The following is a 1,756-nucleotide window of genomic DNA, read 5'->3' on the forward strand; positions in this document are numbered from 1 at the left end:
CGGCGCCCGGCGCGGACGGGCCGGCCGGGGCGGAAGAGAGGGCGTGGGCGGGGGGCAACTTGCGCAAGGCTGGAACCATCGGGGCTGACATCGCTGCCTGGCAGGGCCCTGGCGCGCACGCCGCGCCCGGCCCGGGGCGGAGGTATTATAGGCGCCCGCGGCCAGTCCCCCGCGGCGGCCGCTGTGCCGCATTGTGAACAACGGACGCTTATCGAGCATGGGAGGACCGGCGTGCGCCTGTTGCTGGTGGAAGACGAGATCGAGCTGGCGCGCTGGGTGGCGCGCGCGCTGGAGCAGGGCGGCTTCGTGATCGAGCACGTGGCCGACGGCCTGCAGGCCGAGGCGCGGCTGATCGCCGAGGAATACGACGCGGTGGTGCTGGACCTGCGCCTGCCCGGCAAGGACGGCCTGTCCGTGCTCAAGTCCATGCGCGGGCGCGACGACCGCACCCCGGTGCTGATCCTGACCGCGCAGGACACGCTCGACGAGCGCGTGCGCGGCCTCAACCTCGGCGCCGACGACTACCTGCCCAAGCCGTTCGCCATCGCCGAGCTGGAGGCGCGCATCCTGGCGCTGATCCGGCGCAGCCGCGGGCGCGCCCATCCGCGCCTGCAATGCGGCTCGCTGGTGTTCGACGGCGAGACCCGCAGCTTCACGCTCGGCGGCGCGCCGCTGGCGCTCACGCCGCGCGAGTCCACGCTGCTGGGCGCGCTGCTGGCCAGGAGCGGCCAGCCGCTGACCAAGGCGCAGCTGCTCGACAAGGTGTTCTCGCTCGACGCCGACGTCAGCCCCGACGCCATCGAAGTGCTGGTCTACCGCCTGCGCAAGAAACTCTCCGGCCACGGCGTGACCATCGTCACGCTGCGCGGCTTCGGCTACCTGCTGGAACCGGAAGGGCCGGCCTGATGCTGCACCGCCTGCCCCGGCACTGGCTGCGGCGCTGGCTGCAGGGCAGTCTGCGCCGCCAGTTGCTGGTCCTGCTGGTGCCGGCGCTGGCGGCGATGATGGCGCTCGACACCTGGCTGACCTACGGCACGCTGCGCGACGCCGCCAACGCCGCCTACGACCGCTCGCTGTACGGCTCGGTGCGCGCCATCGACAACGCCATCGGCATGGCCGGCGAGAGCGTGCAGATCGCGCTGCCCGACGCGGCGATGGAGATGTTCGAGACCGCCACCCAGACCCACGTGTTCTACCGCGTCTCGCTCGAGCGCAACGGCCAGGTCGAGACCGTCACCGGCTACGACGACCTGCCGCTGCCGGCCAGCGCGCTGGCCAGCAACCAGCCGCGCTTCTACGACGCCGACTACCGCGGCGACCCGGTGCGCATCGCCGCGCTGGCGCACCCGGTCTACCGGCCCAACGCCAACATGCGCGTGATCGTGCAGGTGGCCGAGAGCGCCGAGCCGCGCCTGGACCTGATCGCCACCGTGTGGCGCGGCGCGCTGGCGCGCGACGTGCTGCTGATCCTGGTCAGCGCGGGCGTGCTGGTGGCCGGCATCACCTATGTGCTGCGCCCGCTCGCGCGCGTGCGCGACGACGTGCAGGCGCGCCGGGCCGAAGACCTCACGCCGCTGGCCTTCGACCACGTGCCGCTCGAAGTGCGCCCGCTGGTGGACGCGGTCAACCTGCACGTGTCGCGCTCCAGCGCGATGGCGCAGGCGCAGGCGCAGTTCATCGCCGACGCCGCGCACCAGTTGCGCACGCCCCTGGCCATCCTCAAGACCCAGGCCGAGTTCGCCCAGCGCCAGTTGGG

The 1,756-nt window shown here is 72.9% G+C and carries 2 protein-coding genes; both read left to right on the plus strand.

Translation table 11 applies throughout. The features are described 5' to 3' along the window. Nucleotides 1–231 precede the first annotated feature (231 nt). Complete coding sequence (locus tag K206_RS0134380) at nucleotides 232–906, plus strand: response regulator (RefSeq protein ID WP_029044414.1); 675 nt, start codon at nucleotides 232–234, stop codon at nucleotides 904–906. Continuing rightward, a partial coding sequence (locus K206_RS0134385) for a sensor histidine kinase (RefSeq protein ID WP_020206809.1) occupies nucleotides 906–1,756 on the plus strand: 851 nt, incomplete at its 3' end. The genes K206_RS0134380 and K206_RS0134385, both read left to right, overlap by 1 nt.

It is taken from the genome of Cupriavidus sp. WS (genome assembly GCF_000395345.1).
GTDB lineage: Bacteria > Pseudomonadota > Gammaproteobacteria > Burkholderiales > Burkholderiaceae > Cupriavidus > Cupriavidus basilensis_B.